Raw genomic sequence first — 13,255 nt, 5'->3', positions numbered from 1 at the left:
TACATGAAGATACTATCAGTTTTGTAGTAAGAATTGTTAATAAATAATTAAAAATACTGAATTACGTATTATAAATATAGAACTAATATTTGATTTTAAAAAAGATACGTAGGTTGTGTTAGCGACAGTATAACGCACCATGATCAATGAAAAAGACGGAAATTGGCAATGAACAATAACCAATCAATTAGACGCTTACCCAATCAACGTTGGCAAATTGCAGCAACAAATCCCGAAGCCAGTTTAACATTAGCAAATTTAATGAATATTTCCCCCATTATTAGCCAATTGTTAATTAATCGGGGGATGAAAAACCCAGAAGATGCCAAAATATTTTTAGATCCTGAATCTCTGAATTTACCTTCTCCTCTGGAAGAATTTCCTGATTTAGCTGCTAGTGTGGAATTATTGGAAATAGCGATCGCCAATCAAGATAAAATAGCTATCTGTGGCGACTATGATGCAGATGGTATGACTAGCACTGCTTTACTACTCCGCAGTTTACGCGCGTTAGGTGCTGATGTTGATTATGCTATCCCCAGTCGAATGCACGATGGTTATGGCATTAATAACCGGATTGTCCAAGAATTTCATGATGAAGGGGTGAAACTAATTCTCACCGTAGATAACGGAATTTCTGCCGTTGAACCAATTACCAAAGCCAGAGAATTGGGTTTAAAAGTTATTATCACAGATCATCATGATATTCCCCAAATATTACCCCCAGCTAATGCAATTCTTAACCCGAAACTAATAGCTGAATCCTCTCCTTATCGAGGTGTAGCTGGTGTGGGTGTGGCTTATATTTTAGCCGTTTGTTTAGCACAGCAATTAGGAGAACTCAAAGGTTTAGTACAACCCCTTTTAGCCCTATTTACTTTAGGAACTATTGCCGATTTAGCCCCTTTAACGGGTGTGAATCGTCGCTGGGTAAAAAGAGGTTTAAATATATTACCAAAATCTACTTTACCAGGGATACAAGCATTAATTCAAATTGCCGGAGTTCAAGCTAGTGAAGGAGAAAAAAATCAAAATTCCAAATCTTTAAAACCCGAAGATATTGGTTTTCGATTGGGACCAAGAATTAATGCTATCGGCAGAATTGGTGATCCCCAAATTGTCATTGATTTACTCACAACTGATGATTTTATTATTGCACTAGCCAAAGCTATCCAGTGTGAACAAACTAATACTCAACGCCAACAAATGTGCGAAGAAATTGAAAAAGAAGCCATTTCTATTGTTGAAGATTTATATGTAAACTCTTTACAAAAAGATCGGGTATTAGTTGTTATTAAAGATAATTGGCATCATGGTGTCATTGGAATTGTTGCTTCCCGCTTACTAGAACGTTATGGTGTTCCCGTCTTTATTGGAACTTACGAAAATGACAGCATAATTCGGGGTTCAGCGCGGGGAATTCCTGAATTTCATGTATTTGCAGCTTTAGATACTTGTCGAGATTTATTAGGTAAATTTGGAGGACACAAAGCTGCGGGAGGATTTTCTTTACCAACGGAAAATTTACCAGAATTTAGATTGCGGTTATCTGCATTTGCAAATCAGTGTTTAGAACCTCAACATCTGAAACCGCTTTTGAAAATAGATACTCAAGTTAATATTTACGAAATTAATCAGGATCTTTTCCAACAGTTAAATATTCTTCATCCTTGCGGTATTGATAACTCAGATCCAATTTTTTGGACTCCTAATGTTCAAATAATTGAACAGAAAATAGTTGGTAAAGGTCACATTAAATTAACTGTATCCCAAACTATAGACAATCAGCGTCAAGAAATTAAAGGCATAGCATGGCGTTGGGGTGACTATTTTCCCTTACCATCAAGATTGGATATTGCTTACAAACTCCGAGAAAATAACTTTAATGGTAAAACTACCATTGAAATGGAGTTAATCGGTGCAAAACTCCCAAATCACGTTCTTGAACTTTTCACTAATTCATCAAATCAATCACGGGGTAGTTTTGAATATAAACAGCGTCAATATACCTGTGGAATCTATGAAAATGGTGTGAGTAGGGAATTAAGAGTTAAGAATTCTGAAGGTAAAGTTTTAGTTATGCAACCAGAAGATAAATTTGGTCTGTTAGGTTTCAACCGCGACAATGCAGAACAGATAGATTTGTCCCAACCCATCTATGAAGGAATTATTCAAACTGCAATTCAGGCTTTATCAACTTCTGTGCAGAATTAAAGATTTAAAACTTTTTTAAGCGGGGATTTAAACCCCGATGATCCTAAATGGGTAATTGGTGACAATACAAACCATTACCCATGACCCAATTTACAGGTTGCCGTTGCGAAATGCTAGAAGGAAGATTACTATAGGACCGGAAACCACGATTAGTCCCACGCAAGTTAACTGCAAGACAACTTCCCAATTGATGTTAGCTAAAATCTCCATTTTTTCCTCCCAATGATTTTAATGGTTTAAAAAGATTTAATAATTCAATCGTAAAACCCGCAACTTATCATATCTGTTTAGGGGATCGAAAATTTAATTTAGTTCACAAAATTATAGAAAAAGTCATAAAAAAGTAGAATATAGCAGGAGGTGGGGGCGCAGGGTCTGCGCCCTTTGTCAGCAGTCAGGAGTAAAATCCTTTTGTTGTCAGAGTTTCATGATTGATATCCTAATCACCCTATACAGGGGTATAACAGGAAGATTAAAAGGTTAAAAATATGGCTACTTGGCAATGTATATCTCAGTGTGGCGCTTGCTGTAACTTAACACCAGCAGATCGTCCAGATTTAGAAGAGTATCTTTCACCACCGGATTTAGAACTTTATCTCAGTATGGTCGGCGAAGGGGGATGGTGCGTAAATTATGATCATGGTGCGCGGGAATGTAAAATCTACTCCACCCGTCCCCGGTTTTGTCGGGTGGTAGCAGAGACATTTGAAGAGATGTATGGAATTGAACCGGAAGATGTGAACGATTTTGCCATTGATTGCTGTCGTCAGCAAATTGAGGGGGTTTATGGCGATCGCAGTTTGGAACTTATCCGCTTTGATCAAGCTGTCGGTTTTTGATTTAATTCATACAGGTATTCTCTCATTGTGTTTTTTAGCGCAGTAATCAATGGGAGATTCATCTTTATGTACCTAAATGTTGCTACTGCTTACAACGTTTCTATGCTATCCCATATATCTAACAATAATTTCAAGCTAGATAAATGATTCATTGATTCACATCGCTTTTTTAACGCATCTAGATACTTTTTATCCGCTACAACTTTTGGATCTTTTTTACTGTAGGACAAACCAAATTCTGTGAGATATTCTTTGAGATAACGTTCATGAAATTTCGCTTTTGTTCTAAAAATATGTCCAGGTGGACATGAAGACATTTCTTCAGGATCATTTACCAAAATATCGTAATATGCCTGAAACTCCGATAAAACTGGAGAACTTCCAATTGAACTATATTCGTTAGCAATTTCTGCATTACCTAATGCCCATGTTTCAATACAGCAATGCTGAATTATTATATGAATCTCTGTTTTTGAGCTATCTATATTGTACCCTGATTTTAGATCATCAAGTTTAGATTTAACTTCATGAAAACGATCAATATAAGAATTTTCTTCGGAGTCAATACATATAAAAAAATGATTGACATTACCGAATTTTTCTATATCAATTAAACAGGCTTCCAGTCGAGAAACTCCTGGATATTGCTTAGGCTTACTCACCATATTTGGATAACCATCACCTGCGATAATTCGACAAGTATTTATTGTCATATCTTCAGGTCTAATAACAAAAGTTAAGCTAGGAAATAAATGTTGTAACCATGCTTTATATACTTTTGGTTCTGTCTTTCCCCCCTCTACTAAAAATAAAAGATTCACTCAGAAACTTCCTCACTATCAAGTAAATTAACTAATTGAGTAAACTTATCCAAACTAGAAGCTGTGTTAAGTTCTGGAATATTTAAAGATTTTCTAACTTTGACTTTATTTCCAGATTTACTAACTATTTGCCAAGTTTTCCAAGGAATATTATTGATAATATATGGATGATGGCTAGTAAGTATAAACTGTACATCTGGGGATTTATCAAGGATAAAGTCTGTTAGTTCAGCCATACAGTTAATCCCTAAACTATTTTCAAATTCATCAATTAAAATCACGGATTCTTCAGGAGCAGTAATTACTTCAATTAAAAAAATTAAAGTACGAAACATACCGGATGAAATTCGCTCTTGAGGAATCCAGTCTTCTAAACCATTTTCTTGAATTTCCAAGAATAGCATAAAATCACCATATGAATCTCTCTTACTACTAACTCTCACATCTTTTACTTCTGGAAAAACATCAATGTAACGTTCTTTAATTTCATTGAAAACATCTGTAAAAACTTTCTGTAAATAAAAAGCCTTTAAGACTGGCGGAAAATCAGCAACAAATTCTTTATAATTCTGAATTTCTAGTATTTTAGAAAAATTAAAACCAAGTCCAATCATTGATTGTTGACGAGTTTCAAAGTTAAATATTAATCTCTCAAATGCTTTACGAACTGGAATAATTAAATCTTCTTCTGAAAGAAGAGTAATTGCACTTTCAGTTCTTTTCAATTTAGGTAATTTTTCGTTATTGAATTTTGAATATAAGTCAGTGCGGAGAAGTATCTCTAATTCAGAATTATCATCATATCGAACTAATTTTTCATACACAATTTCGGGTTGCTCTGATTCATTTACGTTGAGAAACATTTCTTTGTTTTTAGTTGAGGAACTTTTTAATTCCCATCTATAATTTTGTCCTAAATGAGAGAAGTTAATACTCCATTCCAAATCATCTAAATTGCGATTTATACCTTTTGCAACATCACAAATTAAATTAAGTGCCTTTAAAATTCTTGTCTTTCCAACTCCAGAACCACCAACAAGTAAATTTAGATCCTCAAATTTAACTTCCTCAATGTGCCAATTTTCTTTATTGTTACTGAACTTAAAACTCTGTATTTTCATATTTCTTACTTTTTTTAACAAATAATTATATAGAGAATTTAAAAGAATTTCTGACATGAACATCTTCAATTCGCTTTATGTCTGGTATTTTAGCACTCAAAATTATGATCAGAGATTTTGTTTTAGATGACTTTTTAATATCATTAATTAAGCGCGTATTCTCATCAATAGTCTTTATGCAAAAAATAAATACTGCTATTTGCTTGATATTGCCTCTTGACGAGTATACTCAAAACGGCTAGAAACTGGACTTTTTTATCATACAAAGAACAAGCTTCAAAGCCTCTCCAATTATAAAAGCTGCTCCTTTTCCCTCCCTTGTAGGGGAGGGTCAGGGAGGGGTGCGGGGAGAGGTTTACCAGAGGGGTTTCATATTTGGTTAAACTATGAACCGTTTGCAGTATATAAGCAGAGCGATCGCAGTTTAGAACAAATCCGTTTTGATCAAGCTGTCGGTTTTTGAGAAATCCAGTTGCAATTTATGACAACAATATGAGAAAATGAAAAGAATATGAAAACAACCTAGAGACAATATTAGCGCCTGTGAAACTTGATACTCCACCTGTCAGCATTTCCCAATTATCGGAAACTGAAAGCCAGTTACATCAGACTATAGTTAAGGATCATCCCCAACCTAAAGAATCTGTATTTATGGTCTTTGGGACGACCTTCATTACAATTTTTCTCGCAGAAATTGGTGATAAAACCCAACTTTCCACCTTATTAATGAGTGCAGAATCTCATGCCCCTTGGGTAGTTTTCTTGGGTTCAGCAGTAGCATTAATTACTACTAGCTTACTGGGAGTATTATTAGGTAGTTGGATATCTACAAAACTCAGCCCGAAAACCGTCGAGAAATCAGCCGGGGTGATGTTGCTGTTAATTTCCCTGATGCTGGTGTGGGATGTGATTCAGGGTTAATACTTATAAATATTGTGAATTAGGGAATTATGAACTGGCATCTTTTAGGACTAAGCTTTGTAACAGTGTTTTTATCAGAATTGGGTGATAAAAGTCAGTTAGCAGCGATCGCACTTTCTGGACAGGGACAATCTCGAAAAGCTATATTTTTTGGTACAGCGGGCGCTTTAGTATTAACAAGTCTCCTGGGCGCATTGGCTGGTGGTGCAGTGTCCCAATTTTTACCTACACGCATTTTAAAAGCGATCGCAGCCGTCGGTTTTGCCATCCTCGCCATCCGTCTATTATTACCTAACAGTGACGAGGAATAATTCAAAAAGTAAAAAACTCTGATTTTAAGCTTCCCGCCAACACCAATTTAAAAGCACACCTCCTCCAACCACCTTCAAAACTTCCAACAGAAAATAACCGCCGTGCAATAAATTCATTGTTGGTGGCATTGAATCACGAGGGAGTAAGCTAAAATTAGCCCCCAGAGCGCACATTTGGGGAGTTAGGAAATAAGTATCTAGAAATACGATTATTAACAGAAGTCCAGATAAAGCAATGATACCCAAACGCCAATTAGATTGAGTTTTGCTAATAGCTAACACAGCAGTTAAAACCACAGCAGCAGACAATAATTCTAAGCGATTAAAATTCCCAAAAACCACATAACCGACTGTAGAAAAATTTGCCTCATTCATCATCCCAGCAACAGCAAGACTAGGCATAATTACCCAATCTAACACCAGACTAGCACTCAGCCAAAAGCCCAGAGTTAAGAGAATGGCTGTTTGCCAAGTTGACTTTTTCAAATTGGGGTTAGAAATAGCGTTCATAAAAATAATTGCTTTGTTGTATTCTTAGAGTCTAACTAAAACAATGATTTTGACAACAAATATCAATTAACTGTTACAAACCAAAAAATAGCGTTATTAAAGCGGTTTCAGACGATTTTGTAAACAAATTTGAAGTTTGATTAACAAATAATTCAAAAATCTGCAAAACTTAATATCTTTGCGTCCAGAAAATCCAATTCAATAGATTGACTGTTTTAGTATTTAAGATTTGCTAATGCTAACCAAAATCCTGTATCTGCTATAATCATAAAAATTCTTTAATCATTATGATATCACCACCGCCAAGAAATTCATTTCTTGGCTAATAGCAAAATTCAGCTTTAGCTGAATCAAGATTGATATTTATTTAGTCTGTTTTAACAGACTTTTGCTATTAGACTCAGAATTCATTCTGAGGCGGTTTGGTGGGAAAATGAATCAGTTCTTGTGCTTTGCTATTTTTGACTGTCTTTAAATAACTGATAACTACCAAGTGCAATTCCTATTCCGAAAACTGCTGGAGCAGCAGCACTGATAGCAATAGCCGCCGGAATTTATAATACTTGGAATAGTATAATTACTGTATCGCAACATCCAGTTACAACAAAACTTATATAGCATTACTTAAAAACATACCCGACACCTTACCCGCCCATTACCAATCCTTCCGCGTCCCTCTCTGCGCCTGGAGCGTCTCTGCGTGAAAAAACCTCTTATTCAACCTTAAACGCCCACTTCATAACCTGTAAAGGTAAGGTAATAAAAGCCATATTTAGTAAAAATAAACAAAATAGATGACATCCATAGAATCCCACAAAAAAGCCAAAGCCCTCAAACCCGGAAGCGTGCGCCCCGCCAAAGAACTCTGTAGCGAATGCGGACTATGCGACACCTACTACATTCATTACGTCAAAGAAGCCTGCGCCTTCATTACCCAAAGAATAGACGAACTAGAAACCACCACCCATAACCGCCCCCGCAACCTCGAAAACGAAAACGAACTATATTTTGGAGTTCATCAAGAAATGATGTCCGCCAGAAAACAACAACCCATCGAAGGCGCACAATGGACAGGAATAGTTAGCAGCATAGCCATAGAAATGCTCAATCGTGGCTTAGTAGAAGGCGTAGTCTGCGTCCAAAACAGCAAAGAAGACCGCTTTCAACCCATGCCCATTATCGCCCGCACCCCCGAAGAAATACTAGCAGCCAAAGTAAACAAACCTACCCTATCCCCCAATCTTTCTGTATTAGAAGAGATAGAAAAATCAGGAATGAAACGGTTATTAGTCATCGGAGTAGGTTGTCAAATCCAAGCATTACGAGCCGTAGAGAAAAAACTCGGCTTAGAAAAACTCTACGTACTCGGAACACCATGCGTAGATAACGTTACCCGCGCCGGACTGCAAAAATTCTTAGAAACCACCAGCCGTTCCCCCCAAACAGTAGTCAGTTACGAATTTATGCAAGACTTCCGAGTCCACTTCAAACACGAAGACGGTTCAGAAGAAACAGTCCCCTTCTTCGGCTTAAAAACCAACGTCCTCAAAGACATCTTCGCCCCATCATGTATGAGTTGCTTCGATTACGTCAACTCCCTCGCTGATATCGTCGTCGGGTATATGGGCGCACCTTACCAATGGCAATGGATAGTAGTCAGAAACGATACAGGCAAAGAAATGCTCGAACTGGTAAAAGACCAACTCAACACCCAGCCCGTCACGTCCCAAGGAAACCGGAAACCAGCAGTACAGCAAAGCATACCAGCTTATGATCAAGCCGTCACCTTACCCATGTGGGCAGCGAAATTAATGGGTGTGGTGATAGATAAGATTGGCCCCAAAGGACTGGAATATGCGAGATTTTCCATAGATTCCCACTTTGCGAGAAATTATTTGTATGTGAAGCGGAATCATGGAGAGAAATTAGAAGCTCATGTACCGGAGTTTGCGAAGCGGATAGTGGAGCAGTATAAGTTACCGGAATAAGGTCTCACGCAAAGGCGCAAAGACGCAAAGGGAAGAAGCGTCTTTGTCCTGAGTTTATAGGTTGTTCGCAATGCGGGAGATTCCGTCTTTGATGAGAAATGATCCGAAGTTTATGAGTAAACCAAGGCGTTTATCAGCGAGACGAAGGTAAGTTAATAGTTGTTTTTTATGCACCGGGTGAACTGTTTCTACAGATTTAAGTTCGATAATAACTTTGTTTTCAACTATTAAATCAGCCCGAAAACCTATCTCTAGATGAACATCTTCATAAACTACAGGTATGGGTTGCTCCGCTTTCACCGCCAATCCTCGCTTTCCTAACTCATATTCCAGAACAGACTGATAAACAGATTCCAACAAACCTGGTCCCAACCTTGTATGAATCTTATACGCAGCATCAACAACTTCCTTTGCCATCTCATTCTCATTCATATCCACCTTCTTCCTTTGCGTCTTTGCGCCTTTGCGTGAGGATTATTCTATATTTATCACCGCCTCAATAGCCGCTTGTAAAGCTATAGATACATGAGTCCAATGAGTCCCCCCTTGGCAATAAACCACATAAGGTTCTCGCAATGGACCATCTGCTGATAATTCCAAGGTACTCCCCTCGATAAATGTCCCCCCAGCCATTACCACTTGGCTTTCGTAGCCTGGCATATCGTCGGGTATGGGTTCTAGATAAGATCCTATGGGTGAATACTGTTGAATGGCTTTGCAGAAGGCGATCAGTTTTTTGGCTGAACCGAGTTTAATCGCTTGAATCACATCTCCTCTGGGCGCTAATGGTGGGGGGTTAACTGGATAACCCAGTTTGTCAAATACATAACCTGTTAGGTATGTTCCTTTCATCGCTTCCCCTACCATCTGCGGGGCTAAAAATAATCCTTGGAATAACAGGCGATTTTGATCAAAGGTTGCTCCGCCTTCGCTACCAATTCCGGGGGCTGTCAGTCTACAAGCGGCGGCTTCTACTAGGTCTGCTCGTCCGGCTATATAACCACCTGCACTCACGACTGTACCCCCAGGATTTTTAATCAATGAACCAGCTATTAAGTCAGCACCAATATGGGTTGGTTCTTGGGTTTCTATGAATTCGCCGTAGCAGTTGTCTACAAAACAAACTGTGTGAGGATTTTGCTGTTTGACTATGTAAACAATTTTCTCTATGTCGGCTATGGAAAGGCTTGGTCGCCATGAATATCCGCAGGAACGTTGAATCAATACTAACTTTGTGTTGTCAGTAATGCTAGTGCTTAAGTTTTGCCAATCTATTTTTCCTTGATCAGTTAATTCCAATTGGCGGTATTTTATGCCAAAATCAATAAGAGAACCTTGGCCTTGTCCTCTCAAGCCAATTACCTCTTCCAAAGTATCGTAGGGAGAACCGACTACTGCTAACATTTCATCCCCAGGACGAAGAACACCGTACAGCGCACAAGCGATCGCATGAGTTCCCGAAACAAACTGCACTCGCACCACCGCAGATTCAGCACCCATCACTTGGGCAAAAACTTTATCTAAGGTTTCTCGTCCTAAATCATCGTGTCCGTAGCCACTTACGCCTGCAAAATGGTGTGCGCCTACTCGGTGATGACGAAAGGCATCTAATACTCGTTTAAGATTATGCTTGACCTGAGCGTCAATACCAGAAAAAATTTCTAATAGCGCCTGTTCTGCTTCCCGCAGCTGTTCAAAGCTGTTCATCGTTTCCTCATTCAAAAACATAAAATAGATATGCGGATTTTAGGATCGCGCAGACTAGGCTGAACAATTTCTATTCAGGTTACTGCATGACAATTGCTACTTCTAAACCTCACATTAACTGGGTTAATACCCTATTTTTCGTTGCATTGCACGTCGGCGCTCTCTTTGCCCTAGTTCCTAGCAATTTTAGCTGGCAGGCAGTTGGTGTGGCTTTATTGCTCTACTGGGTAACTGGAGGTTTAGGTATTACTTTGGGATATCACCGTCTTGTTACTCACCGTAGCTTTCAAACACCCAAATGGTTAGAGTATGTCTTGGTGATTTTTGGCACACTTTCTTGTGAAGGTGGTCCCATCGAATGGGTGGGTACACATCGAATTCACCACTTACATTCCGATACTGAATCTGATCCCCATGATTCAAATCAAGGTTTCTGGTGGAGTCACATGGGTTGGATGATTCATTTCGCTCCCGCTCACGATCAAGTTCCTCGCTTCACTAAAGACATTATTGATGACCCAGTTTATCAGTTTTTACAGAAATATTTCATTTTCTTACAAATTGCTTTGGGCTTGGTCTTATACTTCTTAGGCGGATGGCCAATGGTGGTCTGGGGAATTTTTGTCCGCATTATCTGGGTTTATCACTGTACTTGGTTGGTAAATAGTGCTACTCATAAATTCGGATACCGCTCTTATGATTCTGGTGACAGATCAACTAATTGTTGGTGGGTTGCTATTCTTGTATTTGGCGAAGGTTGGCATAATAACCACCATGCTTTTCAATACTCTGCTCGTCATGGTTTGGAATGGTGGGAAATTGATATGACTTGGATGACAATTCAGTTATTGCAATTACTGGGTCTAGCAACAAATGTGAAACTGGCAGAGAAAAAGGCATAATACAGATTTCATGCTCAAAGTCAATAGTTTTATAGTCAATCTTTGGCTGAAAACTATTGACTTTTTGTGTGTAAATGGGGCAATTTAAAATTTAAAAATTTTAATTGCTAACTAACTATCCTAAGTGGTTGTTAAGTTGCTATAATCTCAGAAATTAATGTTACAAAACTTTGCAGCAAGTTACGTTTTTTAGTAACGTTGTGTTGCAGTCTGTTGTTTTTCAGGTATTCATGACTACATCAATCATCAAAAGTCAGGAAATAACGGTCTCCACAGACCTGGGCAAAGACCAAATAAAACTAAAGCATATTATCAAAAGTCTGCCCAAGGAATGTTTTCAGAAAAATAGCCGCAAAGCCTGGACAACTGTAATTCTCAGTTTATCTATGGCTGCATTGGGCTATTATTTCATCGCAATTTCCCCTTGGTTTCTTTTACCCCTAGCTTGGATTTTTACAGGAACTGCTTTAACAGGTTTTTTTGTTATTGGTCACGATTGTGGTCATCGTTCATTTGCAAACCGTCGCTGGGTAAATGATTTAGTGGGACATTTTTTCATGATGTTCTTGATTTACCCTTTTCATAGCTGGCGGATTAAACATAATCATCACCATAAACATACTAACAAGCTAGACGAAGACAACGCTTGGCATCCTATTAGAACAGAGGTTTTTGCAGGTTGGTCTAAGAATAGACAATCTGCCTTTGAGTTGTTTATGCGTCAACGTCTCTGGTGGGTAGGTTCGATTGGTCATTGGGCAGTTGTGCATTTTGATTGGCGCAATTTTCAGAAAAAAGACCAAGCTAGTGTCAAACTTTCTGTAGCTGTAGTAGTTGCTTTTGCAGCTATTGTCTTCCCAAGTTTAATTATTACAACTGGTGTTTGGGGTTTTATTAAATTCTGGTTTATTCCCTGGATTGTTTACCATTTCTGGATGAGTACCTTCACTATTGTTCACCACACTCTTCCAGATGTTCCTTTTTCAACTGCTGATAAATGGAATGAAGCCTTAGCACAGTTATTTGGGACAATTCATTGTGATTACCCTCAGTGGGTAGAAGTTCTTTGTCACGATATTAATGTTCATGTTCCCCATCATATTTCTACTGCTATTCCTTCCTATAATTTACGGTTGGCTTACAGTAGCATCAAAGAAAATTGGGGTCCTTATCTCCATGATGAATATAAGTTCTCTTGGAATCTGATGAAAGAAATCACTAATCAATGTCAACTCTACAAAACTGATATTGGTTATACTACTTTTGACGCATACCGGGCAGCGAAATAATTATCCATGAGTGATGAATTTAGAAAGTATAAATTTGTTAATTGCTTACTTGTACTTTCATCACCAGTTCCTTTAGTTTGGCAATTAACCACGAATGTTGAGTAAAATTGCCAATATTTCTCTGTTTAAATTCCAGTGGTAACTAAATATTACCCCACACTTAATTGATAATTTACAATCAACCAATCCAGTGCAATTAGATACAATCCAGTTTAATCAAGACCCTAGTTCCCAATCTGGTGAAGGTAAAGAAAAGTTACCTTTTACTCTTCAGGATTTAAAAGCTGCTATTCCCGCTGAATGTTTTCAGCCTAGTGTGACTAAATCGCTTTATTATTTCTTTCGTGATGTTCTGATTGTGGGACTGCTGTATGCAGTTGCCAATTACCTAGATTCTTGGTATTTCTGGCCAATTTTTTGGGTAATGCAAGGAACGATGTTTTGGGCTTTGTTTGTAGTTGGTCATGACTGCGGACACCAATCTTTTTCTAAGCATAAGTGGTTAAATGATCTAGTTGGTCATATTACCCATACTTTCATTCTTGTTCCTTATCATGGTTGGAGAATTAGCCACAGAACTCACCACAAAAATACAGGCAGTTTAGAGAATGATGAAAGCTGGTATCCTGTCT

At 38.1% G+C, this 13,255-nt stretch carries 14 protein-coding genes; 8 read left to right on the top strand and 6 right to left on the bottom strand.

Going from position 1 to position 13,255, the window contains the following annotated elements:
* Positions 1–168 precede the first annotated feature (168 nt).
* Positions 169–2,214 carry a single-stranded-DNA-specific exonuclease RecJ gene (gene recJ, locus AN486_RS13565; RefSeq protein WP_290601061.1) on the top strand — a complete coding sequence of 682 codons (2,046 nt, stop codon included), beginning with the start codon at positions 169–171 and terminating at the stop codon, positions 2,212–2,214.
* Between the two features lie 90 nt (positions 2,215–2,304).
* Here the strand turns inward: recJ and AN486_RS13560 are convergent, their stop codons facing one another.
* The gene (locus AN486_RS13560) at positions 2,305–2,424 is read right to left on the bottom strand and encodes a photosystem II reaction center protein Ycf12 (protein WP_071992760.1); all 120 of its coding nucleotides are present in this window, start codon (positions 2,422–2,424) and stop codon (positions 2,305–2,307) included.
* A 278-nt stretch (positions 2,425–2,702) separates the two neighbouring features.
* On the opposite strand from AN486_RS13560, the gene AN486_RS13555 reads away from it, so the two are divergent.
* On the top strand, positions 2,703–3,053 hold the full coding sequence (locus AN486_RS13555; RefSeq protein ID WP_290601059.1) for a YkgJ family cysteine cluster protein: 351 nt from the start codon (positions 2,703–2,705) through the stop codon (positions 3,051–3,053).
* 89 nt (positions 3,054–3,142) lie between these two features.
* Here the strand turns inward: AN486_RS13555 and AN486_RS13550 are convergent, their stop codons facing one another.
* Together AN486_RS13550 and AN486_RS13545 are read right to left on the bottom strand one after the other, a co-directional pair.
* Complete coding sequence (locus tag AN486_RS13550; protein ID WP_290601057.1) at positions 3,143–3,874, bottom strand: hypothetical protein; 732 nt, start codon at positions 3,872–3,874, stop codon at positions 3,143–3,145.
* Positions 3,871–5,052, bottom strand: coding sequence for an AAA family ATPase (locus AN486_RS13545; RefSeq protein ID WP_234413213.1), 1,182 nt, complete (start codon positions 5,050–5,052; stop codon positions 3,871–3,873). The genes AN486_RS13550 and AN486_RS13545 overlap by 4 nt, the downstream gene beginning before the upstream one ends.
* Before the next feature lie 486 nt (positions 5,053–5,538).
* Here AN486_RS13545 and AN486_RS13540 point away from each other — a divergent pair, with 486 nt between their 5' ends.
* Together AN486_RS13540 and AN486_RS13535 are read left to right on the top strand one after the other, a co-directional pair.
* Positions 5,539–5,916 (top strand): TMEM165/GDT1 family protein, encoded by a 378-nt coding sequence (locus AN486_RS13540; RefSeq protein ID WP_053539873.1) that lies wholly within the window; start codon positions 5,539–5,541, stop codon positions 5,914–5,916.
* A gap of 29 nt (positions 5,917–5,945) precedes the next feature.
* Entirely contained in the window at positions 5,946–6,227 is a 282-nt protein-coding gene (locus AN486_RS13535; protein WP_039202938.1) for a TMEM165/GDT1 family protein, read from the top strand.
* Positions 6,228–6,251: 24 nt separating this feature from the next.
* On the opposite strand, the gene AN486_RS13530 is transcribed toward AN486_RS13535, so the two are convergent.
* Positions 6,252–6,737, bottom strand: a complete 486-nt coding sequence (locus AN486_RS13530) for a hypothetical protein (RefSeq protein ID WP_053539872.1) — start codon at positions 6,735–6,737, stop codon at positions 6,252–6,254.
* A gap of 794 nt (positions 6,738–7,531) precedes the next feature.
* On the opposite strand from AN486_RS13530, the gene AN486_RS13525 reads away from it, so the two are divergent.
* On the top strand, positions 7,532–8,725 hold the full coding sequence (locus AN486_RS13525; protein ID WP_290601054.1) for a Coenzyme F420 hydrogenase/dehydrogenase, beta subunit C-terminal domain: 1,194 nt from the start codon (positions 7,532–7,534) through the stop codon (positions 8,723–8,725).
* Positions 8,726–8,779: 54 nt separating this feature from the next.
* On the opposite strand, the gene AN486_RS13520 is transcribed toward AN486_RS13525, so the two are convergent.
* Together AN486_RS13520 and AN486_RS13515 are read right to left on the bottom strand one after the other, a co-directional pair.
* On the bottom strand, positions 8,780–9,157 hold the full coding sequence (locus tag AN486_RS13520; RefSeq protein WP_053539868.1) for a GxxExxY protein: 378 nt from the start codon (positions 9,155–9,157) through the stop codon (positions 8,780–8,782).
* Positions 9,158–9,199: 42 nt separating this feature from the next.
* Entirely contained in the window at positions 9,200–10,432 is a 1,233-nt protein-coding gene (locus AN486_RS13515) for a methionine gamma-lyase family protein (protein WP_053539867.1), read from the bottom strand.
* A gap of 86 nt (positions 10,433–10,518) precedes the next feature.
* On the opposite strand from AN486_RS13515, the gene AN486_RS13510 reads away from it, so the two are divergent.
* The 3 genes from AN486_RS13510 to AN486_RS13500 form a co-directional block, all read left to right on the top strand.
* On the top strand, positions 10,519–11,334 hold the full coding sequence (locus AN486_RS13510) for an acyl-CoA desaturase (RefSeq protein WP_053539866.1): 816 nt from the start codon (positions 10,519–10,521) through the stop codon (positions 11,332–11,334).
* 230 nt (positions 11,335–11,564) lie between these two features.
* The gene (locus AN486_RS13505) at positions 11,565–12,623 is read left to right on the top strand and encodes a fatty acid desaturase (RefSeq protein ID WP_053539865.1); all 1,059 of its coding nucleotides are present in this window, start codon (positions 11,565–11,567) and stop codon (positions 12,621–12,623) included.
* Between the two features lie 190 nt (positions 12,624–12,813).
* On the top strand, positions 12,814–13,255 hold a 442-nt coding region (locus AN486_RS13500), incomplete at its 3' end, for a fatty acid desaturase (RefSeq protein ID WP_290601052.1).

Origin of the sequence: Anabaena sp. AL93, assembly GCF_001672085.1 — a bacterium.
Lineage (GTDB): Bacteria > Cyanobacteriota > Cyanobacteriia > Cyanobacteriales > Nostocaceae > Dolichospermum > Dolichospermum heterosporum.
The sequence above is the reverse complement of the archived record's forward strand: the minus strand, read 5'-3'. Positions and strand labels throughout refer to the sequence as shown.